At 71.0% G+C, this 23,139-nt stretch carries 19 protein-coding genes and 1 tRNA gene; 13 read left to right on the top strand and 7 right to left on the bottom strand.

Going from position 1 to position 23,139, the window contains the following annotated elements; translation table 11 throughout:
• Positions 1-169 precede the first annotated feature (169 nt).
• Together RTA_RS17465 and RTA_RS17460 are read left to right on the top strand one after the other, a co-directional pair.
• Entirely contained in the window at positions 170-2,233 is a 2,064-nt protein-coding gene (locus RTA_RS17465) for a methyl-accepting chemotaxis protein (protein ID WP_438865684.1), read from the top strand.
• A 56-nt stretch (positions 2,234-2,289) separates the two neighbouring features.
• The gene (locus tag RTA_RS17460; RefSeq protein ID WP_013902757.1) at positions 2,290-8,268 is read left to right on the top strand and encodes a hybrid sensor histidine kinase/response regulator; all 5,979 of its coding nucleotides are present in this window, start codon (positions 2,290-2,292) and stop codon (positions 8,266-8,268) included.
• A gap of 25 nt (positions 8,269-8,293) precedes the next feature.
• Here the strand turns inward: RTA_RS17460 and RTA_RS17455 are convergent, their stop codons facing one another.
• Entirely contained in the window at positions 8,294-9,787 is a 1,494-nt protein-coding gene (locus tag RTA_RS17455; protein ID WP_013902756.1) for a cryptochrome/photolyase family protein, read from the bottom strand.
• Between the two features lie 33 nt (positions 9,788-9,820).
• On the opposite strand from RTA_RS17455, the gene RTA_RS17450 reads away from it, so the two are divergent.
• The 6 genes from RTA_RS17450 to RTA_RS17425 are packed head-to-tail and all read left to right on the top strand — an operon-like array spanning position 9,821 to position 14,351.
• A complete protein-coding gene (locus RTA_RS17450; protein WP_013902755.1) occupies positions 9,821-10,420 on the top strand; it encodes a YqgE/AlgH family protein in 600 nt (199 codons plus the stop codon).
• Positions 10,420-10,830 (top strand): Holliday junction resolvase RuvX, encoded by a 411-nt coding sequence (ruvX, locus tag RTA_RS17445; protein WP_013902754.1) that lies wholly within the window; start codon positions 10,420-10,422, stop codon positions 10,828-10,830. Before RTA_RS17450 ends, ruvX begins: the two co-directional genes overlap by 1 nt.
• Positions 10,827-11,330: a bifunctional pyr operon transcriptional regulator/uracil phosphoribosyltransferase PyrR gene (gene pyrR, locus RTA_RS17440; RefSeq protein WP_013902753.1), complete on the top strand. Its 504-nt coding sequence runs from the start codon at positions 10,827-10,829 to the stop codon at positions 11,328-11,330. The genes ruvX and pyrR overlap by 4 nt, the downstream gene beginning before the upstream one ends.
• 1 nt (position 11,331) lies before the next feature.
• Positions 11,332-12,294 carry an aspartate carbamoyltransferase catalytic subunit gene (locus tag RTA_RS17435; protein WP_013902752.1) on the top strand — a complete coding sequence of 321 codons (963 nt, stop codon included), beginning with the start codon at positions 11,332-11,334 and terminating at the stop codon, positions 12,292-12,294.
• A 9-nt stretch (positions 12,295-12,303) separates the two neighbouring features.
• The gene (locus RTA_RS17430) at positions 12,304-13,617 is read left to right on the top strand and encodes a dihydroorotase (RefSeq protein WP_013902751.1); all 1,314 of its coding nucleotides are present in this window, start codon (positions 12,304-12,306) and stop codon (positions 13,615-13,617) included.
• On the top strand, positions 13,614-14,351 hold the full coding sequence (locus RTA_RS17425; RefSeq protein ID WP_013902750.1) for a lysophospholipid acyltransferase family protein: 738 nt from the start codon (positions 13,614-13,616) through the stop codon (positions 14,349-14,351). Before RTA_RS17430 ends, RTA_RS17425 begins: the two co-directional genes overlap by 4 nt.
• Positions 14,352-14,366: 15 nt before the next feature.
• Here RTA_RS17425 and RTA_RS17420 read toward each other — a convergent pair whose 3' ends face one another.
• Complete coding sequence (locus RTA_RS17420; protein ID WP_081466313.1) at positions 14,367-15,518, bottom strand: ABC transporter ATP-binding protein; 1,152 nt, start codon at positions 15,516-15,518, stop codon at positions 14,367-14,369.
• A 56-nt stretch (positions 15,519-15,574) separates the two neighbouring features.
• Here RTA_RS17420 and RTA_RS17415 point away from each other — a divergent pair, with 56 nt between their 5' ends.
• Complete coding sequence (locus tag RTA_RS17415; protein WP_041675714.1) at positions 15,575-17,182, top strand: ABC transporter permease; 1,608 nt, start codon at positions 15,575-15,577, stop codon at positions 17,180-17,182.
• On the opposite strand, the gene RTA_RS17410 is transcribed toward RTA_RS17415, so the two are convergent.
• Entirely contained in the window at positions 17,179-17,409 is a 231-nt protein-coding gene (locus RTA_RS17410) for a hypothetical protein (RefSeq protein WP_013902747.1), read from the bottom strand. The genes RTA_RS17415 and RTA_RS17410 overlap by 4 nt on opposite strands.
• Positions 17,410-17,571: 162 nt before the next feature.
• Here RTA_RS17410 and RTA_RS17405 point away from each other — a divergent pair, with 162 nt between their 5' ends.
• From RTA_RS17405 to RTA_RS17390, 4 genes are all read left to right on the top strand, one after another.
• Positions 17,572-18,807, top strand: coding sequence for a PQQ-dependent sugar dehydrogenase (locus RTA_RS17405; protein WP_013902746.1), 1,236 nt, complete (start codon positions 17,572-17,574; stop codon positions 18,805-18,807).
• On the top strand, positions 18,794-19,396 hold the full coding sequence (locus RTA_RS17400) for a c-type cytochrome (protein WP_143763004.1): 603 nt from the start codon (positions 18,794-18,796) through the stop codon (positions 19,394-19,396). Before RTA_RS17405 ends, RTA_RS17400 begins: the two co-directional genes overlap by 14 nt.
• Before the next feature lie 26 nt (positions 19,397-19,422).
• A complete protein-coding gene (locus RTA_RS17395; RefSeq protein WP_013902744.1) occupies positions 19,423-20,229 on the top strand; it encodes a DUF4198 domain-containing protein in 807 nt (268 codons plus the stop codon).
• Between the two features lie 119 nt (positions 20,230-20,348).
• Positions 20,349-21,011: a hypothetical protein gene (locus RTA_RS17390; protein ID WP_081466312.1), complete on the top strand. Its 663-nt coding sequence runs from the start codon at positions 20,349-20,351 to the stop codon at positions 21,009-21,011.
• Between the two features lie 13 nt (positions 21,012-21,024).
• Here the strand turns inward: RTA_RS17390 and RTA_RS17385 are convergent.
• The 4 genes from RTA_RS17385 to RTA_RS17370 all read right to left on the bottom strand — a co-directional run bounded on the left by RTA_RS17385 (position 21,025) and on the right by RTA_RS17370 (position 23,134).
• Positions 21,025-21,096, bottom strand: a tRNA-Arg gene (locus RTA_RS17385).
• Between the two features lie 25 nt (positions 21,097-21,121).
• Positions 21,122-22,315 (bottom strand): vWA domain-containing protein, encoded by a 1,194-nt coding sequence (locus RTA_RS17380; protein ID WP_013902742.1) that lies wholly within the window; start codon positions 22,313-22,315, stop codon positions 21,122-21,124.
• A 1-nt stretch (position 22,316) separates the two neighbouring features.
• Positions 22,317-22,916, bottom strand: coding sequence for a GNAT family N-acetyltransferase (locus tag RTA_RS17375; RefSeq protein WP_013902741.1), 600 nt, complete (start codon positions 22,914-22,916; stop codon positions 22,317-22,319).
• Positions 22,916-23,134, bottom strand: a complete 219-nt coding sequence (locus RTA_RS17370) for a hypothetical protein (RefSeq protein WP_013902740.1) — start codon at positions 23,132-23,134, stop codon at positions 22,916-22,918. The genes RTA_RS17375 and RTA_RS17370 overlap by 1 nt, the downstream gene beginning before the upstream one ends.
• Between the last annotated feature and the right edge of the window lie 5 nt (positions 23,135-23,139).

Here is a 23,139-nt window from a genome sequence, read left to right as displayed (position 1 = left end):
GGAGTCCTCGGTCGGTGAGCTGAGCCTGGCCACGGCGGACCCGATACTGCACAGCATGGCGGCCCCGGCGCCGCGGACCAACCTCAAGGGCCCCCGCGCGGCCGAGGGCGAGGCCGACGAGCAGGTTGACGATTCCCTGGACCCGGCCCTCGAGCAGATCGAGGCCGAGATGGTCTCGGTTCCGCTGCTGGGGCGCAGGACGGTGGCGACCCACCAGCGCGTGCTGTTCACGCTGCTGGCCCTGGCGCTGGTCGTGCTGGGCGCGGTGGCCATCCTCGCGGTGAACCAGGCCGATCGCGTGGCGCAGCAGCTGGCAGGCACGGGCGAATCGATGATGCAGTCGCAGCGTCTGGCCAAGTCGGTGTCCCAGGCGCTGGTGGGCAGTGCCCAGGCCTTCCCCGACGTGAAGGAAAGCTCCGAGTCGCTGGCCAGGACGATCCGCGCGCTCAAGGCCGGCGACGACTCGCTGCGCCTGCAGCCGGTGGCGGCCGCCTACCAGGCCGACGTGGACCAGATCCAGCCGCTGATGGAGCGCGCGGAGAAGAACGCCGCCACCGTGATGGGCCAGCAGAAGATCCTGACGCAGGTGGGCAACGCGCTGCGCACCATCAACCGCCAGTCGTCGGACCTGCTGGAGATCGCCGAGACGGTGTCGTCGCTCAAGCTGCAGCAGAACGCCCCGCCGGCGGAGATTTCCGCGGCCGGCCAGCTGGTGATGCTGACGCAGCGCATCGGCAAGTCGGCCAACGAGTTCCTGACCATGGAAGGCGTGAGTCCCGAGGCCGTGTTCCTGCTGGGCAAGGACCTGAACTCCTTCAAGGAGATCGCCCAGGGCCTGCTGGACGGCAGCCCGGAACTGCGCCTGGCCGGCTCCAAGGAACCGCAGACGCGCGAGCGGCTGGACGCGCTGATGAAGCTGTACGAGGAGACGCGCACGCAGGCGGGCGCCATTCTGGGCAACCTGCAAGGCCTGGTGTCCGCCCGCGAAGCGCAGTCCGCGATCATTGCCGATAGCGAACCGCTGCGCCGCGCGCTGGAAGACCTGCAGGGCAAGCTGTCCGGGCAGACGGGCCTGGGCGCGGGCGCGCTGATCGCGCTGGCCGTGGCGGCCCTGTTCGCCATCCTGTGCTCGATCGGCCTGGCCTATGTGCAGCTGCAGGACAGCCGCAAGCGCCAGACCATCGCCGAGCAGCAGCGCCAGGAGGCCGAGCAGCAGGAGCAGGAGGCCAAGCGCGTCAACGACGCCAACCAGGCGGCCATTCTGCGGCTGATGAACGAACTGCAGACGGTCGCCGAAGGCGACCTGACCCAGGAAGCCACCGTGACCGAGGACATCACCGGTGCGATCGCCGACTCGGTGAACTACACGGTGGAAGAACTGCGCCAGCTGGTGGGCAGCGTGCAGAGCACGGCGACCCGGGTGGCGGCCACGACGGCCCAGGTGGAAAGCACCTCGACCGAACTGCTGGCCGCGTCGACCGAGCAGCTGCGCGAGATCCGCGAAACCGGCCAGTCGGTGCTCGACATGGCCGGACGAATCAACCAGGTGTCCGGCCAGGCGCAGGAGTCGGCCCAGGTGGCGCGCCAGTCGCTGCAGGCTGCCGAATCGGGCCTGGCGGCCGTGCAGAACGCCATCGGCGGCATGAACGCCATCCGCGACCAGATCCAGGAGACCTCCAAGCGGATCAAGCGGCTGGGCGAATCCTCGCAGGAGATCGGCGAAATCACCGAACTGATTTCCGACATTACCGAACAGACCAACGTGCTGGCCCTGAACGCCGCCATCCAGGCCGCGTCGGCGGGCGAGGCGGGCCGCGGCTTCTCGGTGGTGGCCGAAGAAGTGCAGCGACTGGCCGAGCGCTCGGCAGACGCCACGCGCCAGATCTCGGCGCTGGTGAAGGCGATTCAGACCGACACGCAGGACGCGGTGGCCGCCATGGAGCGCTCCACGCAGGGTGTGGTCGAGGGGGCCAAGCTGTCCGACAACGCCGGCACGGCCCTGACCGAGATCGACCAGGTGTCGCGCCGGCTCGCCGAGCTGATCGAGCAAATCTCGACGTCCGCTTCCAGGGAAGCCGAATCCGCCAACGTGGTGGCCGGCAACATCCAGCACATCTTCGCCGTGACGGAACAGACCGGCGAGGGCACGCGATCCACGGCCCAGCAGGTGCGCGAGCTGTCCCGCATGGCCGAAGAGCTGCGCCAGTCGGTGTCGCGCTTCAAGATCGCCTGAACGGGTCACCGACCGAACCCGAACCTTTCGCATTCCGGCCACAGCCAGAGCCCTTCATGCAAGCCAACGACACCGATCACGATCTGGCAGCCAACGACCTGGGCCCGTTGGCCTGGGTGCTCGACGAACTGCGCAAGTCGCTCGAATCGGCTTCGGCCGCCCTGCGCCGGTTCGTGCGCGACGCGGGCCTGGCCCGCGGCACCGACATGGCGTCGGTCGATGCCGGGCAGCTGCGCATCGCCCGCCAGCAGCTGCACCAGGCGGTGGGTGCGCTGGAGATGGTGGGCCAGGAGGCGCCCGCCCATGTGCTGCGGTCCATGGAGACGGTGGTGCAGAAATTCGTGGAGCGGCCCGAGCTGTGCAGCGAACCGGCCGCGGCCAAGGTCGAGCGGGCCGGCTTCGCGCTGGCCGAGTACCTGGAAGGCGTGCTGCTGGGCAAGCCGGTGTCGGCGGTCGGCCTGTTCCCCCAGTACCGGGACATCCAGGAGCTGTCCGGTGCCGACCGCGTGCACCCGGCCGACCTGTGGACCGGGGACTGGCGCTGGGTCGAGCCCGAGACGCCCGCAACGGCCCAGGCGCTGGGCTACGAACCGCCCGTGCGTGCGCGCCTGGACCAGGCGGTGCTGCGCATCGTCAAGTCGGGCGACGCGGCGGCGGCCCGCGAACTGACGCAGACCTGCCTGTCGCTGGCCGCCGGCCAGCAGGCGCGCCAGCCGCGCATCTTCTGGAAGCTGTGCGCCGGCTTTTTCGAGGCGCTGGCGCTGGGGTTGCTGCCGCATGACGTCTACGTCAAGCGGGCCGGCTCGCGCGTGCTGCTGCAGTACGCGACCCTGGCCAAGGGCGACTCCGCGGTATCCGACCGCCTGGCCCAGGACCTGGTGTTCTTCTGCGCCCAGGCGGTACCGGCGCACGCGGCCGACGCGCCCGCGCTCACGGGTGTGCGCCTGGCCTGGAGCCTGAACAAGTTCAAGCCGGTCGAGTACCTCACGGCGCAGTACGGCCGCTTCGACCCCGTGCTGCTCGCGCAGGCCCGCAAGCGCATCGCCACGGCCAAGGAAACCTGGTCCGCGCTGTCCGGTGGCGAGACCGGCAAGATCAAGAGCGTGGCCGACCAGTTCCACCTGGTCAGCGATTCGCTGGGCAAGCTGCATCCGTCCAGCACGGCGCTGGCCCAGGCATTGAGCGCGGCGGTGGATGGCGTGGCGCGGTCCGCGCAGCCGCCCCGCCCCGAGCTGGCGATGGAAGTGGCGACCGCGGTGCTCTATCTGGAAGCGGCCTTCGAGGACCTGGATCCCTCCGACGGCCAGCTGGGGACCCGCACCAACCACCTCGCCGAGCGCCTGGACAAGGTGCGCAAGGGCGGCCGGCCGGAGGCGCTGGAGCCCTGGATGGAGGAGCTGTACCGCCGCGTCAGCGACCGCCAGACCATGGGCAGCGTGGTCGGCGAGCTGCGCACCACCATGAGCGAACTGGAGAAGGTGCTGGACGCCTTCTTCCGCAACCCCGAGGACAAGGCGCCGCTCAAGGGGGCGCCGGGCCATCTTTCCCAGATGCGCGGCGTGCTGTCCGTGCTGGGACTGGACCAGGCGGCCCATGCCGTGCTGCGCATGCGCGACAGCGTCGAAGCCATCATCATCTCCGAGGGCGACGGGGCGCGGGCACGCGACTCCCGCGCTTTCGACAAGCTCGGCAACAACCTGGGCGCGCTGGGCTTCCTGATCGACATGCTGAACTACCAGCCCACGCTGGCCAAGAAGCTGTTCGTCTACGACGATGCGGTGGGTGAGCTCAGGCCGCTGATGGGCCGGGTCGGCCCTGCGGTGCCGCAGGCGTCCGTGCCGATCGTCGGCCGCAAGGACGCACCTGCGCCCGCCGCCTTGTCACTGTCCCCGCAGGAGGCGGCGCCGCCACTTCCCGAAATCTCGTTCACCGTCCCACCGGTGGCAGCGCCGGCCAAACCGGCTGCGGCGCCGGCCAAGCCGGCCGCGGCACCCGCACCGGTCGCCAGCGCGCCTGCCGACGACGGCGATGACGGCGAGTTGCTCGACATCTTCCTGGAAGAGGCGCGCGAGGTGGTGCAGAACGGCCTGGCCGCCATCGACGCCCTGGGGTCCGAACCGGGCGACATGGGCGAGCTGACCACGCTGCGCCGGGCCTTCCACACGCTCAAGGGCAGCTCGCGCATGGTGGGGCTGACCGAGTTCGGCGATGCCGGCTGGGCGATGGAGCAGGTGCTCAACGCCTGGCTGGCCGACCAGAAGCCCGCCAGCCCGCAGCTGCTGGCCTTGTCCGCCGAGGCCATGCGCGGTTTCGGCCGCTGGGCGGACGACATCGCCGCCAAGCAGGACGGCCGCTGGAAGTCCGCCATGTTCCGCGGACCGGCCGATGCCTTTCGTACGGAACAGCGCCTGCTTTCGCTGAACCTGCCCGGCGACGCCCCGTCAGCGGTGCCCCAGGCGGCCGCAGGTGGCGCGGCGGGTCCGGTGCCCGAGAAGCCCGCCCCGCAGGCGCCCGTGCCCGCCCCGCAGCCCGTGACGGCGGCGCCCAAGGCGCCCGCGCCGGCCCAATTGCCTCCCCTGGCCGATTTCGACTTCGCAAAGGCGCCGGTACCGCCGGTACCGCCGGCACCGGTGCAGGCGCGCGCAGGTGCTGCGGGCGCAGCCCCGGCCGCTGCCCTGGAAGTGCCCCTGGAGTGGTCGCTGGACGCGACGCAGCCCATGACCTTGGAAGCGGCGATCGAAGGCGCCGAAGTGATCGTGGCCGAATTGCCGGCCGACTTCGATTTCGACTTTCCTGCGCCCGGCCCGGCCCCTGCCGTGCCGGCGCCGGTGACCGCCGAGATCGAGTCCATCGACTTCACCAGCCTGGCGGCCCTGTCCGGCAGCGCCGAGCTGCCCGAGCCGACGGTGCCGGCTTTGGCGGAGATGCTGCCCATGGACGAGGCGTCGACGGCGGACGAGCAGGTCAAGGTGATCGGCTCGCTGCGCATCGGCATCCCGCTGTACAACGTCTACCTGAACGAGGCGGACGAGTGGTCGCGCCGGCTGGTGACCGAGGTGTCGGAATGGTCGCTGGAGCTGAACCAGCGCGTGCCCGATTCGACGGTGGGACTGGCCCATGCGTTGGCCGGCAGCTCCGCCACGGTGGGCTTCCATGCCTTGTCCGACATCGCCCGGGCGCTGGAAGCCGCGCTGCAGCAGACCCAGTCGCTGGCCTACGGCACGCCCCAGCATGGCCGGACCTTCCTCGCAGCCGCCGAGGAAATCCGCCGGCTGCTGCACCAGTTCGCGGCCGGCTTCCTCAAGGAGCCCGAGACCCACGTGGCCCAGGCCTTGCACGCCTTGCACGAGCTCGACGTGCCCCAGCGCACCGACCTGCCGGCGGTGCACAGCCCGTCCAGCGGCTTCGGCGGGCTGGTGCCCGCGCCCAAGCCTTCCACGCCCAAGCCCGCAGCGCCGCCCAAGGCCGCAGCGCCGGTGCCAGCGCCAGCGGCCCCGGCCGTCCGGCCCGCACCTGCCGCCGCTGCCGCGGTCGCGGTCGCACCGGCGGCGCGCAGCGTGCCGGTGGTCAACCTGCAGGACGAGGAAGACCAGCTGGACATCGCCGACGCGGTGGACGTGGACCTGTTCCCCATCTTCGAGGAAGAGGCGGTGGAACTGATGCCCGTGCTGGGCAGTTCGCTGCGCCAGTGGTCCACCCGGCCCGACGGACGCGGCGCGCGCGACGAGGTGCTGCGCGCGCTGCACACGCTCAAGGGCAGCGCGCGCCTGGCGGGTGCGCTGCGGCTGGGCGAGATGGCGCACCGCATGGAGTCCGCGATCGAGCAATTCGGCGGCGAGGCCGTGTCGGCCGCCGACATCGAGCCCCTGCTGCACCGGTTCGACAGCCTGCAGGCCGCCTTCGACCAGCTGCGCGCCACTGGCGGCCAGGTCGCCGTGGAAGAGCGCTTCGAGCCGGCGCCGCCCGTGCAGGCACGTGTGCCCGCGCCCGCACCGGCGGCACCCGCGGTGAACCCGCCGGTACAGCCCGTGCCGGCGCAGCCCGCCGCAGCGCAGCCGGCACCTGCCCAGCCTCGGCCTCCCGCGGCCGCTTCCGCCCAACGCGCCGTGCTGGCCATGCCGGTCACCACCCAGCTGGCGCCGCAACGCGCCGCCGCCAGCCAGGCGGTGCGCGTGCGTTCGCAGCTGCTCGACCGCCTGGTCAACCAGGCCGGCGAGGTGATGATCACCCGCTCGCGCCTGGAGACCGAGCTGCGCCACCTGCGCGGCTCGCTCGGCGACCTGAGCGGCAACCTGGACCGCCTGCGCACCCAGCTGCGCGACATCGAGCTGCAGGCCGAGTCGCAGATGCAGTCGCGCCTGGCGCAGTCCAAGGATTCCGCGGCCGGTTTCGACCCGCTGGAGTTCGACCGCTTCACGCGGGTGCAGGAACTCACGCGCATGATGGCCGAGTCGGTGAACGACGTGGCCACGGTGCAGCGCAACCTGCAGCGCACCGTGGAGGCCACGGAAGACGACCTGATCGCCCAGGCGCGGCAGACGCGCGAGCTGCAGCGCGACCTGCTGCGCACCCGCATGGTGGAATTCGAGGGCATCTCCGAGCGGCTGTACCGCGTGGTGCGGCTGGCGTCCAAGGAGACCGGCAAGCAGGTCAAGCTGGACATCACCGGCGGCTCCATCGAGATGGACCGGGGCGTGCTGGACCGCATGACGCCGGCTTTCGAGCACCTGCTGCGCAACTGCGTCGCCCACGGCATCGAGGAGCCGCAGGCCCGCGTCGCCGCGGGCAAGGATCCGGTGGGCACCATCGTCATCCACCTGCACCACGAAGGCAACGACGTGTCGGTGGAGTTCCAGGACGACGGCGCCGGCCTGAACATCGCCCGCATCCGCGACAAGGCGCTCCAGCAGGGGCTGATCAGGCCCGACCAGCAGATCACCGACCAGGACGCGGCCAACCTGATCTTCATGCCCGGCTTCTCCACCGCCGCCCAGGTAACGGAGCTGGCGGGCCGCGGCATCGGCATGGACGTGGTGCGCTCCGAGGTCAATGCCCTGGGCGGACGCATCGAGACCAGCACCCGTCCCGGCCAGGGCACCGGCTTCAAGCTGGTGCTGCCGCTGACCACGGCCGTCACCCAGGTGGTGATGGTGCGCACCGGCAAGCTGTCCATCGGCGTGCCGGCCAACGTGGTCGAGGTGGTGCGCCGCGCCAGCACCAAGGAAGTCCAGCAGGCCTACAACAGCGGCCGCTTCGAGCACGCCGGCGAGCAGGTGCCGTTCTTCTGGTCCGGCGCGCTGCTGCAGGCGTCGCAGCGCAGCACCGAGCCGCAGGGCAAGACCATGCCGGTGGTGGTGTTCCGCAGCGCCGCGCAGCGCGTCGCCGTCCACGTGGACGAAGTGCTGGGCAACCAGGAAGTGGTGGTGAAGAACCTGGGGCCGCAGCTGGCGCGCCTGCCCGGCCTGGCCGGCATGACCGTCCTGGCCTCCGGCGCGGTGGTGCTGATCTACAACCCGGTGGCGCTGTCCGCGGTCTACGGCGAGCAGGCCCGCCTGCTCAGCGCCGATCACGCCCAGCCGCACGTGCTGGAGAAGGCCGAGAAAGCCCCTGCCGCCGGCGGCCTGCTGGCCATCCCGGCACCCGCAGCGCCGCCACAGGTGCCGCTGGTGCTGGTGGTGGACGATTCCATCACCGTGCGCCGGGTCACGCAGCGCCTGCTGGCGCGCGAAGGCTACCGGGTCGCCATGGCGGCGGACGGCCTGCAGGCACTGGAGCGGCTGGCGGAGGAGCGGCCCGCGGTGGTGCTGTCGGACATCGAGATGCCGCGCATGGACGGCTTCGACCTGGCGCGCAACATCCGCTCGGACGAGCGCTGGGCCGGCCTGCCCATCATCATGATCACCTCGCGCATCGCCGAGAAGCACCGCGAGCACGCCAAGACCCTGGGCGTTAACCACTACCTGGGCAAGCCCTACTCGGAAGAAGAGCTGCTCAGCCTGATCAAGCACCACTGCAGCGCCTCCCTCGCTGCCTGAGGGACAGGCCGGGCGAGCCCCTCGGCTACGCCCCGGCCGCGCCCTTTTTCACCACGGCATAGCGGCGCAGCGTCTGCTCGCGTGCCGCTTCGTGGTCCACCACGGGGGCGGGATAGTCGCGGCCCAGGGCCAGACCGGCCGCGGCCAGTTCCACCGGCGAGGCAGTCCAGGGCGCATGCAGCACGGCCTCCGGCAGACCGGCCAGCTGCGGCAGGTACTTCAGGATGAACCGGCCCTCGGGATCGAACTTGCGGCTCTGGCTGACCGGGTTGAAGATGCGGAAGTACGGCTGCGCGTCGCAGCCGGACGAGCTGGCCCACTGCCAGCCACCGTTGTTGGCCGACAGGTCGTAATCGTTGAGCTGCAGGGCGAAGTAGCGCTCGCCGCGCTGCCAGGCGATCCCCAGGTCCTTGCACAGGAAGCTGGCCGTGACCATGCGCAGCCGGTTGTGCATGTAGCCGGTCTGGTTCAGCTGCAGCATGGCCGCGTCCACCAGCGGGTAGCCGGTGCGGCCTTCGCACCAGGCGGCGAACAGTTCATCGGCGTGCGCGCCGCGTTCGAAGGCGATGGCGTCGTACTCGCGCCGGAAGCTGTGGCCCTGGCCGGATTCGTCCACCACGTGCGGGAAGTTCGCCAGCACCTGGAAATAGAAATCGCGCCAGATCAGCTCGCTGAGCCAGGTGGTGGCGCCGGCATCGCCGTCCTGCGCCAGCCCATGGGCCGTGCGCGCCAGCTCGCGGATCGACACGGTGCCGAAGCGCAGGTGGACGCTGAGGTAGCTGGGGCCGCGCACCGCCGGGAAGTCGCGGCTCTGGTGATAGCCGCCCATGCGCCCGCGGAATTCCTCGAACAGGGCCCGGCCGCCGCTCATCCCTACCGGCAGCGGCAATTCCGACAGGTTGCTGCGCTCGAAGCCCAGCTGTGCAAGCGCGGGCACCGGCTGCCGGTGCGGAGTCGGCCGAGGCGCCAAAGCGGCCGCGTACGCCTGCACCGGGTAGGAGCTCAGGAAGAAGGCATCCGCCTTGGCCAGCCAGGCGTTCTTGTAGGGCGTGAACACGGCGTACGGCTTGCCGGCCTGGGTCAGGACCTCGCTGCGTTCGAAGATCGCCTGGTCCTTGTAGGTGTGCAGCGCGATGCCGGCGTCGGCCAGCGCCCCGCGCACCGCCGCGTCCCGTGCCAGCGCCTGCGGTTCGTAGTCGTGGTTGGCGAAGACCGCCTGCACGCCCAGCTCGCGGGCCAGGCGGGGGATCTCCTGGCGGGCCGCCGCATGGCGCACGATCAGGCCGGCGCCTTGGTCCTGCGCCGCCGCGCGCAGGGCCGCGTCCAGCTCCACCAGAGACTCGCGGATGAATTCCACCCGCCGGTCCTGCCTCGGCAGCGCATCCAGGATCCCGGTGTCGAAGACGAACACGCAGTGCACCTGGCGGCAGGCCTTGAGCGCGCGGAAGAGGGCGGCGTTGTCATGGGACCGCAGGTCGCGGCGGAACCACATCAGCCCGGCGGGGTAGTTCTTGTCCATGGCGGCCGGCAAGGCTCGTAAAATCGGCCCATCATGCCCTCCGATGCCGAGCCGATCAATCTGACGCATCATTTCCTGATCGCCATGCCGGGGCTGCAGGACGAAGCCTTCGCGCGCAGCGTGGTCTACCTGTGCGAGCACAGCGCCCGCGGCGCGCTGGGGCTGGTGATCAACAAGCCCACCGACATCAACCTGAAGAACCTGTTCGACAAGGTGGACCTGCCGCTGGCGCGCGAGGACCTGGCCTCGGTGCCGGTGTTCCAGGGCGGCCCGGTGGCCACCGAGCGCGGCTTCGTGCTGCACGAGGCGGTGTTCACCGGCGAGGCCACGCCCGAGGAGCCGGTGTACGCCTCCACCATGACCATCCCGGGCGGGCTGGAGATGACCACCTCCAAGGACGTGCTGGAGGCGCTATCCACCGGCGCGGGCCCGCGCAAGGTGCTGGTCTCGCTGGGCTACTCGCAATGGGGCGAGGGCCAGCTGGAGACCGAGCTGGCCGAGAACAGCTGGCTGACCGTGGGCGCCGACGCCAGCGTCATCTTCGACACGCCGGTGCAGGAGCGCTACGACAAGGCGCTGTCGCTGCTGGGCCTGCAGGCCTGGACGCTGTCGCCCGAGGCGGGGCACGCGTGATGGCGGCAGCGCCCGGCGTCCCGTCCCACCTCCAAACCTTCCTCGCTTTCGATTTCGGCGCCAAGCGCACCGGCGTGGCCAGCGGCAACCGGCTGCTGCGCAGCGCGACGCCGCAGCGCACCATCCGGGCCGAGGGCCAGGCGCGATTGCGCGAGGTGCAGGCGCGGGTGCGCGAGTGGCAGCCCGACGCGCTGGTGGTGGGCGTGCCGTTCCATCCCGACGGCGCCAGCCACGAGAATACGGCCCGCGCGCGCAGGTTCGCCCGCCAGTTGCGAGCGCTGCTGCAGCTGCCCGTGTACGAGGTCGACGAGCGCTACAGCACCGTCGAGGCGCTGGCCGCCGGCAGCGCGGATGCGGACGCCGGCGCCGCCTGCGTGATCCTGGAACAGTTCTTGAGGAGTATCGAATGACCCAACTGGCCCTCGACGCAGAGGCGCTGTACCGCGAGCTGCTGCGCGGCGTGCGCGGCCTGCTGCCGCCGGACGGCCGGCTGGCGGGCGTGGCCTCGGGCGGCGCCTGGCTGGCGCAGCGGCTGCAGCAGGACCTGGGCCTGCCGGGCAGCGCTGGCACCCTTTCGTCGGCCATGCACCGCGACGACTTCGCCCAGCGTGGCCTGGCCGGCACCGGCAGCCAGACACAGCTGGGCTTCGACGTCAACGGCGCCCACATCGTGCTGCTGGACGACGTGCTCTACACCGGCCGCACCATCCGCGCCGTGCTCAACGAGCTGTTCGACTACGGTCGGCCGGCCGGCGTCAAGCTGGCGGTGCTGGTGGACCGCGGCGGGCGCGAGCTGCCGGTGCAGGCCGACTTCGCGGCGGCGCGCGTGGCCCTGCCCGAGAGCCAGTCGCTGGCGCTGGCGCGCAGCGACGCGGGCGTGTTCAGCTTCCGCGTGGAAGGGCGAGCCTGACATGCTGGCGCGCCGCAACCCGCAACTGAACAAGAACGGCGAGCTGATCCACCTGCTGTCGGTGGAGGGCCTGCCGCGCGAGATCATGACCCACATCCTGGACACCGCCTCCAGTTTCGTCAGCGTCAACGACCGCGAGGTCAAGAAGGTGCCGCTGCTGCGCGGCAAGAGCGTGTTCAACCTGTTCTTCGAGAACAGCACCCGCACCCGCACCACCTTCGAGATCGCGGCCACCCGGCTGTCGGCCGACGTGATCAACCTGGACATCGCGCGCTCCTCGGCGGCCAAGGGCGAGTCGCTGCTGGACACCATCGCCAACCTGTCGGCGATGGCGGCCGACCTGTTCGTGGTGCGGCACAGCGAGTCCGGCGCGCCCTACCTGATCGCGCGGCACGTCGCGCCGCACGTGCACGTGATCAACGCCGGCGACGGCCGCCACGCGCACCCGACCCAGGGCCTGCTGGACATGTACACCATCCGGCACTACAAGCGCGACTTCTCCAACCTCACGGTCGCCATCGTGGGCGACGTGCTGCACTCGCGCGTGGCGCGCTCGGACATCCACGCGCTGACCACGCTGGGCTGCGCCGAGGTGCGGGTGGTCGGCCCCAAGACCCTGGTGCCCGGCGACATGGCCAGCATGGGCGTGCGCGTGTTCCACAACCTGGAGGAGGGCATCCGCGGCTGCGACGTGGTGATCATGCTCAGACTGCAGAACGAGCGCATGAGCGGGGCGCTGCTGCCTTCCTCGCAGGAGTTCTTCAAGAGCTTCGGCCTGACGCCCGAGAAGCTGCGGCTGGCCAAGCCCGACGCCATCGTCATGCACCCCGGCCCCATCAACCGCGGCGTGGAGATCGACTCGGCGGTGGTCGACGGCAAGCAGAGCGTGATCCTGCCGCAGGTGACCTTCGGCATCGCCGTGCGCATGGCCGTGATGAGCATCGTGGCCGGCAACGAGGCCTGACCAGCACCCATGAAGATCCTGATCAAGAACGGCCGCGTCATCGACCCGGCCCGCAATTTCGACGAGCGGTGCGACGTCGCCCTGGCCGCGGGCCGGGTGGTGGGCATCAAGAACATCCCCGCCGGCTTCGCCCCGAGCAGGACCCTCGACGCCACTGGCTGCATCGTCGCGCCGGGCCTGGTGGACCTGGCGGTGCGCCTTCGCGAGCCCGGCCACGAGCACGAGGGCATGCTGGAGAGCGAGATGGCGGCGGCGGTGGCCGGCGGCGTGACCAGCCTGGTGTGCCCGCCCGACACCGACCCGGTGCTGGACGAGCCCGGCCTGGTGGAGATGCTCAAGATGCGCGCCGAGAAGCTGCACCAGGCGCGGGTGTTCCCGCTGGGCGCGCTGACGCGCGGGCTGGCCGGCGAGGTGCTGACCGAGATGGCCGAGCTCACCGAGGCCGGCTGCGTGGGCTTCGGCCAGGCCGAGGTGGCGCTGGTCAACACCCAGGTGCTGCAGCGCGCCCTGCAGTACGCCGCCACCTATGGCTACACCGTGTGGCTGCGGCCGCAGGAGCTGCACCTGGGCAAGGGCGTCGCCGCCAGCGGTCCGCTGGCCACGCGCCTGGGCCTGGCCGGCGTGCCGGTGGCGGCCGAAACCATCGCGCTGCACACCATCTTCGAGCTGATGAAGGCCACCGGCGCGCGCGTGCACCTGTGCCGCATCAGCAGCGCGGCCGGCCTGCAGCTGGTGCGCCAGGCCAAGGACGCCGGCCTGCCGGTGACCTGCGACGCCAGCATCAACTCGCTGCACCTGACCGATGCCGACATCGGCTACTTCGACAGCCGGTTGCGGCTGAACCCGCCGGTGCGCCAGCAGCGCGACCGCGATGCGCTGCGCGAGGCGCTGGCCGACGGCACCCTGGACGCGCTGGTGTCCGACCACACGCCGGTGGACGAGGACGCCAAGACCCTGCCGTTCGCCGAGGCCGAGCCCGGGGCCACGGGGCTGGAGCTGCTGCTGAGCCTGGCGCTCAAGTGGGGCCAGGACAGCGGGGCCGGACTCACGCGCGCGCTGGCGGTGGTGACCAGCGAGCCGGCGCGCGTGCTGGGCACCTCGCTGGGCCTGCTTTCGGCCAGCTGCGGCCAGCTGGTCGAGGGCGGCGTGGCCGACGTCTGCGTGCTGGACCCGCAGGCCGCGTGGACGGTGAGCGACGGCGCCCTGCGCAGCCAGGGCAAGCACACGCCGTTCACCGGCTACGAGCTGCCGGGCCGCGTGCGCTGCACCATCGTCGCCGGGCAGCTGGCCTACGAGGACCGGCAGCAGGCCCAGCGCGGATGAAGGCACTGGGGGCCGCCTGGAAGCTGCTGCGGGCACTGGCGCATGCCGTGGCGGGCCTGCTGACCATCATGCTGCGCTTCCCTCGCCTGTCGCCGGCCGGGCGCAAGCTGGAGGTGCAGCGCTGGGCGGGCCGGCTGCTCGAATGCCTGGACGTGGGCCTGGAGCTGCGCGGCCGGCCGCCGGGGCACGGGCCGCTGCTGCTGGTGTCCAACCACATCTCCTGGCTCGACATCCCGGTGCTGCATGCGGCGCGGCACTGCCGCTTCGTGTCCAAGGCCGACGTCCGGCACTGGCCGCTGATCGGCCGGCTGGCCACCGGCGCGGGCACCCTGTACATCGAGCGAGAGTCGCGGCGCGACGCGCTGCGGGTGGTGCACCAGATGGCCGATGCGCTGCGCGCCGGCGACATCCTGGCGGTGTTCCCGGAAGGCACCACCAGCGATGGCGTCTCGCTGCTGCCGTTCCATGGCAACCTGCTGCAGGCGGCGATCGCCGCCGATGCGCCGGTGCAGCCGGTGGCCCTGAGCTTCATTGACGCGGCCACCGGCCTGCCCACGCTGGCGCCCTGCTACATCAACGACGATACGCTGCTGGGTTCGGTTTGGCGCACGCTCACCGGCCCGCGCATCACCGCGGTGGTGAGCTACGGCCCGCCGCAGCGCGCCCAGGGGCGCGACCGGCGCGCCTGGGCCGGCGACCTGCGCGAGGCGGTCGGCGCGCTGCGGCGCCGCTAGCAGGGTTCACGACGCTCAGGCAACGCCGGCGGGCACGCCCAGGCCGGGCGGCAGCGGTGCGGGCGACGGCGCCACCGGCGCGATGGGCGCGGCGGTGGCGCCGCCGCCGCGCTCGAAGGTGACCACGTGGTCGACCTGCGGCCGGATGCCTATCCACTCGCCGACCTTGTGGTCGTGGTGGCTGGGCACATGGGCCAGCACCGTCTCGCCGGTGCGCAGCCGCAGGGTGTAGAGGAACTCCGAGCCGCGGAAGGCCTTGCGCAGGATCTGCGCCTTCACCGGCGCGTCGTCGTCGTGCACGATGTCGTCGGCGCGCAGCAGCACCTCGCACTCGCCGCCCGCGAAGGCGCTGGGCAGCGGGCATTCGGCCACGTCGGTCAGCTCGCCCAGCGGGGTGTCGACCACCACCTGGTTGCCGACCTCGCGCAGCGTGGCCGGCGCGAACACGCCGTGACCGATGAAATCGGCCACGAAGCGGGTGGCCGGCCGGTGGTAGAGCGTGTACGCGTCGTCCCACTGGTGCAGCCGGCCCTGGTGCATCACGCCGATGGCGTCGCCGATGGCGAAGGCCTCCAGCTGGTCGTGGGTGACGAAGAGGGCGGTGGCGTTGGCGGCCTTGAGGATGCCGCGCACCTCGTGCGCCAAGCGCTCGCGCAGGTCCACGTCCAGGTTGGAGAACGGCTCGTCCAGCAGCAGCAGCTGCGGCCGCGGCGCCAGCGCGCGGGCCAGCGCCACCCGCTGCTGCTGGCCGCCCGACAGCTCGTGCGGCATGCGCCGCTCGATGCCGCCCAGGCCCACCAAGGCCAGCACCTCGGCGACGCGCGCGGCGCGCTCGGCCCGCGGCAAGGCGCCGATGCCGAAGGCCACGTTGCGGCCGACGTCCAGGTGCGGGAACAGGGCGTAGTCCTGGAACACCATGCCGATGCGCCGCAGCTCGGCCGGCACGTGCAGCGAAGCGCTGCCCACCACCTGGCCGGAGATGCGGATGGCGCCGCCGCTGGCGCGCTCCAGCCCGGCGATGGCGCGCAGCAGGGTGGTCTTGCCGCAGCCGGAAGGCCCGATCAGCACGCCGATGCCGCCAACCCTCAGGCCGAACGACACGTCGTCCACCGCCGGGCGCGGCTGGCCCGGGTACCGGACGCTCAGCTGGGACAGCTCCAGATGCATGAGCCGCATTCTAGATGCTTACAATTCTCATTTGCATCGACACTCCACCATCTTTCATGCGCCGGCTCCATGACCTGCTGCTGCTGCTGCTCGGCCTGCTGCTGGTGCTGCCGGTGGCGGGCGTGCTGGCGGCCTGGCTGCAGTGGGATGGGCCCAGCGCCTCGATCCTGCGCGAGATGGCGGCCACGGTGCTGCCGGACTACGCGGTCACCAGCCTGGTGCTGTGCCTGGCCGTCGCCGCCGGCGTGGCGCTGGTGGGCATGGGCACGGCGGCGGCGGTCACCCTGTTCGACTTCCCCGGCCGCCGCGCGTTCGAATGGGCCTTGCTGCTGCCGCTGGCCATGCCGGCCTACGTGGTCGCCTATGCGTACACCGACTTCCTGCAGTTCAGCGGCCCGCTGCAGTCGGGGCTGCGCACCGCCTTCGGCCTGGAGGGCCGCGTCATCCCCGAGGTGCGCAGCGTGCCCGGCGCGGCGCTGGTGTTCGTGTTCTCGCTCTATCCCTATGTCTACCTGCTGGCCCGCGCCGCGCTGGGCGAGCGCGCCACCCACCTGATGGAGGCGGCCCGCCTGCTGGGCGCCCCGCTGGCGCGGCGCATCGCCAGCGTGGCGCTGCCGCTGGCGCGCCCGGCGGTGGCGGCGGGCGTCGCGCTGGCGCTGATGGAGACGCTGGCCGACTTCGGCGTGTCCAGCTACTTCGGCATCCAGACCTTCACCACCGGCATCTACAAGGCCTGGCTGGCCATGGACAACCGCATCGCCGCGGCGCAGCTGGCCACCACGCTGCTGGCCGTGGTGGCGCTGCTGCTGGCGCTGGAGCACCGGGCGCAGCAGCGGTTGCGCTTTGCCGCCGCGCGCGGCGGCCGTGCCGGCTCGGCCGAGGCGCAGCCGGTGCGGCTGCGCGGGAGGCGTGCCGCCGCGGCCTGGACCGTGTGCGCGCTGCCCGTGCTGCTGGGCTTTTTACTGCCGGTGGGCTTCATGCTGCGGCCCCTGGCGGCGGACTGGTCGGTGCTGCCCTGGGACCGTTTCCTGCAATGGGCCTTCAACAGCATCCGCCTGGGCGTCCTCAGCGCCGCTCTGGCGGTGGTGCTGGCCCTGCTGCTGTCCTTCAGCCTGCGCAGCGGCGGCGGCACGCTTACGCGCGGCGTGGTGCGGCTGGCTGGGCTGGGCTACGCCGTTCCCGGGGCGGTGATCGTGGTGGGCCTGCTGCTGCCGGTGGGCTGGCTGCAGCAGGCGGCACCGGGCAGTCCCACCGTGTTCTGGGTCACCGGCACGGTGCTGGGCGTGGTCTGGGCCTACCTGGTGCGCTTCATGTCGGTGGCGCTGCAGTCGGTGCAGAGCGGCTACGCGCGCATCCCGGGCAACTTGGACGACTCGGCGCGCATGCTGGGCACCGCCGGCCTGGGGCTGCTGGCGCGGGTGCACTGGCCCCTGCTGCGGCGCTCGGCCGCCGCGGCGGCGCTGCTGGTGTTCGTGGACGTGATGAAGGAACTGCCGGCCACCATGGTGCTGCGGCCATTCAACACCGACACCCTGGCCGTGGTGGCCTACCAGCTGGCCCGCGACGAGCGGCTGGGCGAGGCGGCGCTGCCCTCGCTGGCCCTGGTGCTGGCCGGCCTGATCCCGGTGATGCTGCTGAGCCGCACGCTGCGCCGTCGGTCCTAGGCATCCAGCCCGTCGGCGGCGGCACGCTCGGCGGTCTTGCGGAACACGATCTCGCCCGTGGGCACGTGCACCACGCGCACCTCCTGGGTGGCCGGGCCGCGGGCGGCCTTGGCGGCCAGCGCGACCGCCAGGCCCCGGTCGCGCACCAGGTAGTGGCCCCTGCCGGCCGGCAGCAGGCCGCCGCTCAGCGGCTGGTTGCTTTCGATGCGGTAGTCGGTTGTAGCCATGGAAGCGCTCCCCTGTTTGCTATCAGCTTAGACGGTGAAGGCCTACGTCGCTGTAGGACGGTATTGATGGTGCGTGACTGGCGTATGACGCTTCGGGAAAGCCCTGCAGGAGCGCACTCGGCCTTGCCCGTAGCATGGCGCCCCACCCTCAGGAGACCAACGATGAAAAAACACCTGACCTTGCTGTCCTTCGTCCTGCTCGCCGCCGGCTGCGCCCAGAATCCTCCGCCCGCGCCCACGGTCAGCGCCGCCGCGGCGCCCGTGCCCGCCGGCGTGCCGGCCTGGCAGCAGGGCCGCAGCCAGGACATGGCCGCCTCGCGCCTGGCGCCGCTGGCCGGCAAGCTGACCGCCACGCCGCCCGGCGAGATCGCGCTGCAGAACCTCAAGCTGCCGCCCGGGTTCAAGGTCGAACTGTGGGCACATGGCATGCCCGGCGTCCGCGCCATGTCGCGCACCGAGAGCGGCAAGATCTACGCCGGCACGCGCGGCATCGGCCGCGTCTACGAGATCACCGACAACGGCAGCGAGCGCACCAGCCGCGTGCTGGTCGACAAGCTGCAGCAGCCCGCCGTCACCTACCACCAGGGCGCGCTGTACGTGATGGCCATCGACAAGGTGCTGCGCTACGACGGCATCGACAAGAACCCGGCCGTCCAGCCGGTCGACCTGACGGCGCGCTTCAACCTGCCGCCCGAGCAGCACCACAACTGGAAGTACATCGCCTTCGGCCCGGACGGCAAGCTTTACGTGCCTTTCGGCGCGCCCTGCAACATCTGCCAGCCCGGCGAGCCCTACGCCCAGATCCGCCGCTACAACGCCGACGGCTCCAACATGGAGGTCATCGCGCGCGGCGTGCGCAACACCCAGGGCTTCGACTGGCACCCCGTCACCAAGGAGATGTGGTTCACCGACCATGGCCGCGACTGGATGGGCGACGACATGCCGGAGGACGAGCTCAACCGCATGCCGCGCGCCGGCATGAACTTCGGCTTCCCGTACTGCCATGCCAATGGCGTGGTGGACCGCGACATCAAGCGCGAGCGGGCCTGCGACGGCGTCACCCTGCCGGTGGCCACCATGGGGCCGCATGCCGCCGCGATGGGCGTGCACTTCTACACCGGCAGCATGTTCCCGGCCGAGTACCGCAACGCCATGTTCGTGGCGCGCAAGGGCTCCTGGAACCGCAGCAAGAAGTTCGGCTACGACGTGGTGGTGGTGCGCCCCGACGCCGGCGGCGGCAAGGCCAGCGTGACGCCCTTCGTCACCGGCTTCCTGGACGAGCGCAACGACAGCTTCTCCGGCCGGCCGGTCTACATGCTGCAGATGCCCGACGGTTCCATGCTGCTGTCGGACGAGCAGATGGGCGCGATCTACCGCATCAGCTATGCCCGTTCCTGAGCGGCGCAGGCCTCGCCCCTGGCAGGCGGCCGCGGCGGCCCTGCTGTGGCTGGGCACCGGCCTGGCCCAGGGCCAGCAGCCGGCCGCACCGCCGCAGGCGGCCGCCTGCATGGCCTGCCACGGCCCGCAGGGCAACTCTCAGATCCCGGCCACGCCGTCGCTGGCCGGCCAGCCCAAGCTGTTCCTGGAGAACCAGCTGGTGCTGATCCGGGAGGGGCTGCGCGACATCCCGCAGATGAAGGGCCTGCTCGACGGCATGAAGGATCCGGAGATCGTGGCGCTGGCCGGCTACTTCGCCGCGCAGAAGCCGGTGGCCGCATCCACCGGCCCGGTGGACCCGACGAAGTGGCAGCGCGGCCAGCAGTTGGCCGGCAAGATGCTGTGCGGCAGCTGCCACCTGCCCGACTATGCGGGGCGTGAGCAGATCCCGCGGCTGGCCGGCCAGCACGAGGTCTTCCTGCTGCAGTCGATGAAGGAGTTCCGCGACCGGCCCGGCCCGGGCCGCGACACCATCATGGCGGCGTCCTTGTACGGGCTGAAGGACGAGCAGCTGGCCGACCTGGCGCACTACCTCGCCTACTTCCGCTGACTAAACAGGTGACAGGATCGCCGTTCATGGCTTGGCAGCGCTGGTGCGCAGCCACGCTCCTGGCCCTGCTGGCTACCGCGAGCTGGGGCCACGACAGTTGGCTCACGCCGTCACGCTCCGTCCCGCCAGCCGGGCGGCAGCTGCTCCAGCTAACCACCGGCAACCGCTACCCGGTGCCGGAGTTCAGCCAGAGCCGCGAGAGCGTGGTCGCCGCGCGCTGCTCCGATGGCCTGGTCGATCTTCCCCTGCAACCCTGGCGCGACCAGCCCCAGTGGCTGGAGCTCGCGGCACTGGCGGCGGACGGGCGGCCGCCCTTGGGCTGCTGGCTGGAGCTGGCCGCGGTGGACGTGGAGATCGAGCCTGCCACCGTGCAGCTGTACTTCGACGAGATCCGGCTGGCGCCGCAGCTGCGCCAGGCCTGGGCCGCGCAACTGGCCCGTGGCGTGCGGTGGCGCGAGCGCTACCGCAAGTTCGCCCGCGTCGAGCTGCCGGCCGCCGCTCAGGCGGCGCCGGAGCGCCTGCGCCAAGCCCGCCAGCCGGCCGGGCTGGGCCTGGAACTGGTGGTGCTGGGCGACCAGCCCGTGGCGGCCCGCCGCCGCACGGAGTTCCAGCTGCTGCGTGACGGCAAGCCCCTGGCGGGCCTGCCCGTCGAGCTGGTCAGCCAGCGCAGCGCTTTCGGCCTCTGGGGCCGCACCGACGACCAGGGCCGGGTCGGTTGGGTGCTGCCCTTTGGTGGCCAGTGGCTGCTGCGCGGCACCGAACTGTTGCCCTCGGGCGAGCGGCCGGACACCTGGGACAGCCGCTTCGTCACGCTGGTGGTCGAGGCGTCCTGAGCGGCCGCCTTCCACTCAGAGGCCTCCTTGTTGGTGCGTGGCAACGCTAGGCATGTGTACTAAGGTGGGAGGAAAAGGCAGAGCTAGACTTTTTCCGTCTCCATTCCTGCTTTCAATCCATGAACTGCAAACACAGTCTTGCGGCGTTGCTGCTGCTGGGTGCCGCCGCATCGCATGCGCAGGTTGCGCTTACCGCCAGCGGCGGAACCACCGGTGCCGGTCTGCATGCCAGCGTGCGGGTGCAATCCGGCCTCAATGCCCGCTTCGGCGTCAACGCGCTGAACTATTCGACCAACCGCGCCGTGTCCGACGTGGAGTACGACCTGAAGCTCAGGCTGATGACGGTGGAGGCGCTGCTGGACTACTTTCCGGCAGGAGGATCGTTCCGCCTGAGCGGCGGTCTGGTGCACAACGGCAACAAGGCCGAGGTCGCGGCGCGCCCGGCCGGCGGCACCTTCACGTTCAACAACAACGTCTACGACGCCGCGACCGTCGGCACGGTGGAAGGTTCGGTGAAATTCCGCACGCTCGCTCCGTACCTGGGCATCGGCTGGGGCAACCCGCTGGCCGCTGGCAAAGGCTGGAGCTTCTCGACCGACGTGGGGGTGATCCTGCATGGCAGTCCCCGCACCAACCTGGCCAGCAGCGGCTGCACCGCGAGCGCCGAGGTGTGCGCCCGCCTAGCGAACGACGTGGAGGCCGAAAACCAGGCGCTGCGCGAGGATGCCAGGGACTTCAAGGCATTCCCGGTCATCCGGGTGGGTCTGTCCTACCGGTTCTGACACCCCGGCAGGGCGCCCCCGACAGGAATCGAACCTGTATCTAGCGCTTAGGAGGCGCTCGTTCTATCCATTGAACTACGGCGGCGAGGGCGCCATTATGGCGCGTCATCTCACTTGGACAGCAGCCGCATCGCCTCTTCCAGCCCCTTGAGCGTCAGCGGGTACATGCGCTGGTTCATCAGCTGCTGGACCACGCTGATGCTCTGGCGGTACTGCCACACGCCCTGGGGCTCGGGGTTGATCCAGGCGAATTTGGGGAAGGCGTGGGTCAGGCGCTGCAGCCACTCGGCGCCGGCCTCCTCGTTGTTGTACTCCACGCTGCCGCCGGGCTGCAGGATCTCGTAGGGGCTCATGGTCGCGTCCCCCACGAACACCAGCTTGTAGTCCTTGTTGTACTTGCGGATGATGTCCCAGGTCGGGAACTTCTCCGAGAAGCGGCGCCGGTTGTTCTTCCACATGAAGTCGTAGACGCAGTTGTGGAAGTAGTAGAACTCCAGGTGCTTGAACTCGGCCTTGGCCGCCGAGAACAGCTCCTCCACGCGGTGGATGTGCTCGTCCATGGTGCCGCCCACGTCCATCAGCAGCAGCACCTTCACGTTGTTGTGGCGCTCGGGCACCATCTTGATGTCCAGCCAGCCGGCGTTGGCCGCGGTGGAGCGGATGGTGTCGTCCAGGTCGAGTTCTTCCTCCGCGCCCTCGCGCGCGAACTTGCGCAGCCTGCGCAGCGCGACCTTGATGTTGCGCGTGCCCAGCTCCTGGCTGTCGTCGTAGTCCTTGTAGGCGCGCTGGTCCCAGACCTTCACCGCGCTCCTGTTGCGGCCCTTGTCCTGGCCGATGCGGATGCCCTGCGGGTTGTAGCCGTAGGCGCCGAACGGCGAGGTGCCGCCCGTGCCAATCATCTTGCTGCCGCCCTCGTGCCGCTCCTTCTGCTCCTCGAAGCGCTTCTTCAGGGTCTCCATCAGCTCGTCCCAGCCCATCTTCTCGATCCTGGCCCTCTCCTCGGGCGAGAGCTCCAGCTCCAGGTTCTTGCGCAGCCACTCCAGCGGCACGTCCCGGCTGAAGTCGGCGACCGTCTCCACGCCCTTGAAGTAGGCGGCGAAAGCGCGGTCGAATTTGTCGTAGTGCTTCTCGTCCTTGACCAGGGCGGTGCGCGCGAGATAGTAGAAGTCGTCGATGGCCCAGCCGCCGTCGTCGCTCAGGGGGCCGACCACGCCCTGCCGCACCGCCTCCAGCAGCGTGAGGTATTCCTTGACCGAGACCGGCAGGCGGGCGGCGCGCAGGGTGTAGAAGAAGTCGATGAGCATGTCAGGCCTCCCTGGGCTTGCTCAGCTGGTCGTGCAGGTGGGCCTTCACCTCGGGCCATTCGCCCGCGGCCAGGCTGTACATCACGGTATCACGCACCGTGCCGTCGCGCCGCAGCGCGTGGTGCCGCAGCACGCCGTCCTTCCGCGCGCCCAGCCGCTCGATGGCGCGCTGGCTGGCGAAGTTGTAGTTGTCGGTGCGCCAACCCACCAGCCGGGCGCCCAGAGCCTCGAAGGCATGGGTCAGCAGCAGCAGCTTGGCGGTGGTGTTGACGTGGGTGCGCTGGAAGCGGCGGGCGTACCAGGTGTAGCCGATCTCCAGCCGCTCGACCGCCGGCACGATGTCGTGGTAGCGGGTGCTGCCGATCACCTGGCCGCTGGCCGTGTCCACCACCACGAAGGGCAGCATGTGGCCGTCGCGCTGGCCCTGCAGGGCCGCGGCGATGTAGGCGGCCGTCTCACCCGGCGCAGGCACCGAGGTGACGCGCAGCTTCCACAGCTCGCCGTCGCGGGCCGCCGCTTCCAGGGCGGCCGCGTGTGCGGTGGCCAGGGGCTCCAGCCGCAGCTGCGGCCCGGCCAGGGTGACGGGCTCGGGCGTGCGCATCACGAGTCCTTCTGTCGCCGCGACTTGCGCCAGCGCCGCGCCAGCTGCAGCCCCAGCCCGCCGCCCAGGCCGGCCAGCAGGATGCCGCCGATGGCACTGCCGCCATAGCCCTCGGCCAGCGGGTCGAAGCCGAGCAGGCGCCCCAGCCCCCAGGCGAGCAGCACGCCGGCCACGAAGCCGACGGCGTCGCTCAGGCCCTCCAGCAGCAGCGGGTTCATGGCAC

The sequence above is a fragment of the Ramlibacter tataouinensis TTB310 genome (genome assembly GCF_000215705.1).
GTDB classification, from domain to species: domain Bacteria; phylum Pseudomonadota; class Gammaproteobacteria; order Burkholderiales; family Burkholderiaceae_C; genus Ramlibacter; species Ramlibacter tataouinensis.
The sequence above is the reverse complement of the archived record's forward strand: the minus strand, read 5'-3'. Positions and strand labels throughout refer to the sequence as shown.

What these genes read in the sequence shown, in the direction of transcription:
- RTA_RS17465 (WP_438865684.1), top strand. Translation starts at nt 170, where the DNA reads ATGGTCTCGGTTCCGCTGCTGGGGCGCAGGACGGTGGCGACCCACCAG.
- RTA_RS17460 (WP_013902757.1), top strand. Translation starts at nt 2,290, where the DNA reads ATGCAAGCCAACGACACCGATCACGATCTGGCAGCCAACGACCTGGGC.
- RTA_RS17455 (WP_013902756.1), bottom strand. Translation starts at nt 9,787, where the DNA reads ATGGACAAGAACTACCCCGCCGGGCTGATGTGGTTCCGCCGCGACCTG.
- RTA_RS17450 (WP_013902755.1), top strand. Translation starts at nt 9,821, where the DNA reads ATGCCCTCCGATGCCGAGCCGATCAATCTGACGCATCATTTCCTGATC.
- ruvX (WP_013902754.1), top strand. Translation starts at nt 10,420, where the DNA reads ATGGCGGCAGCGCCCGGCGTCCCGTCCCACCTCCAAACCTTCCTCGCT.
- pyrR (WP_013902753.1), top strand. Translation starts at nt 10,827, where the DNA reads ATGACCCAACTGGCCCTCGACGCAGAGGCGCTGTACCGCGAGCTGCTG.
- RTA_RS17435 (WP_013902752.1), top strand. Translation starts at nt 11,332, where the DNA reads ATGCTGGCGCGCCGCAACCCGCAACTGAACAAGAACGGCGAGCTGATC.
- RTA_RS17430 (WP_013902751.1), top strand. Translation starts at nt 12,304, where the DNA reads ATGAAGATCCTGATCAAGAACGGCCGCGTCATCGACCCGGCCCGCAAT.
- RTA_RS17425 (WP_013902750.1), top strand. Translation starts at nt 13,614, where the DNA reads ATGAAGGCACTGGGGGCCGCCTGGAAGCTGCTGCGGGCACTGGCGCAT.
- RTA_RS17420 (WP_081466313.1), bottom strand. Translation starts at nt 15,518, where the DNA reads ATGCATCTGGAGCTGTCCCAGCTGAGCGTCCGGTACCCGGGCCAGCCG.
- RTA_RS17415 (WP_041675714.1), top strand. Translation starts at nt 15,575, where the DNA reads ATGCGCCGGCTCCATGACCTGCTGCTGCTGCTGCTCGGCCTGCTGCTG.
- RTA_RS17410 (WP_013902747.1), bottom strand. Translation starts at nt 17,409, where the DNA reads ATGGCTACAACCGACTACCGCATCGAAAGCAACCAGCCGCTGAGCGGC.
- RTA_RS17405 (WP_013902746.1), top strand. Translation starts at nt 17,572, where the DNA reads ATGAAAAAACACCTGACCTTGCTGTCCTTCGTCCTGCTCGCCGCCGGC.
- RTA_RS17400 (WP_143763004.1), top strand. Translation starts at nt 18,794, where the DNA reads ATGCCCGTTCCTGAGCGGCGCAGGCCTCGCCCCTGGCAGGCGGCCGCG.
- RTA_RS17395 (WP_013902744.1), top strand. Translation starts at nt 19,423, where the DNA reads ATGGCTTGGCAGCGCTGGTGCGCAGCCACGCTCCTGGCCCTGCTGGCT.
- RTA_RS17390 (WP_081466312.1), top strand. Translation starts at nt 20,349, where the DNA reads ATGAACTGCAAACACAGTCTTGCGGCGTTGCTGCTGCTGGGTGCCGCC.
- RTA_RS17380 (WP_013902742.1), bottom strand. Translation starts at nt 22,315, where the DNA reads ATGCTCATCGACTTCTTCTACACCCTGCGCGCCGCCCGCCTGCCGGTC.
- RTA_RS17375 (WP_013902741.1), bottom strand. Translation starts at nt 22,916, where the DNA reads ATGCGCACGCCCGAGCCCGTCACCCTGGCCGGGCCGCAGCTGCGGCTG.
- RTA_RS17370 (WP_013902740.1), bottom strand. Translation starts at nt 23,134, where the DNA reads ATGAACCCGCTGCTGCTGGAGGGCCTGAGCGACGCCGTCGGCTTCGTG.